Consider the following 245-nt stretch of genomic DNA (forward strand, 5'->3'; position numbering starts at 1 on the left):
GATACGCTTAACCCGTATGCAAAAGCGCCATGGGTCATCTCTGTAGCGGCAGGCGACAAGCAGGGGAAGCTAGCCGATTTCTCTTCCCGCGGGACCAAAGGGAAAAAGGGCACTTTCACCATCGACGGTGAAACATGGACGTGGGAAGACAGCCCTACCATTACGGCTCCGGGCGTTGATGTCATCTCCACGCGTGTGCTTGCTCCCGTGTCGTCTTTGGGTGCCGAAGATGACGCGAAGTACAT

1 pseudogene is annotated in these 245 nt (G+C 56.3%); it reads left to right on the top strand.

The features are described 5' to 3' along the window. Positions 1-245: pseudogene (locus tag MXD62_RS09370) on the top strand (peptidase S8); the annotation flags it as partial.

The sequence above is a fragment of the Frankia sp. Mgl5 genome (assembly GCF_023242985.1).
In the GTDB taxonomy this organism is placed as follows: Bacteria; Actinomycetota; Actinomycetes; order Frankiales; family Frankiaceae; genus Parafrankia; species Parafrankia soli.